General features: G+C 37.9%; 1 protein-coding gene. It reads right to left on the bottom strand.

The genetic code is table 11. From position 1 onward, the window contains the following. Positions 1-240 (bottom strand): YaaC family protein (locus tag ABS784_RS17265; protein WP_352513435.1); only part of this gene is annotated, 240 nt, incomplete at both ends.

Below are 240 nucleotides of genomic sequence, written 5' to 3' on the forward strand. Positions count from 1 at the left end.
CTGAAGAGGAAGGATAATGAGCATCGACTGTCAGAAGCAGTGCCTTTATCAGCTGGCTGATGCCGTAAAAAGCTAAAACCGGTTTGATCATGATCGGGGCTGTATCAGCCATTTTATAATAATTTTCTCCATGTTTTAAAAAATAAATAAATGTATAGCAGTTTTGATAAGATGTTTGTTCAGGCTCATGCACGTTAAGTTTTTGATAATGTTTGGTAAGCAGCCGTTGGACTGTTTGAG

Origin of the sequence: Geobacillus sp. G4, assembly GCF_040327975.1 — a bacterium.
GTDB classification, from domain to species: Bacteria; Bacillota; Bacilli; order Bacillales; family Anoxybacillaceae; genus Geobacillus; species Geobacillus thermoleovorans.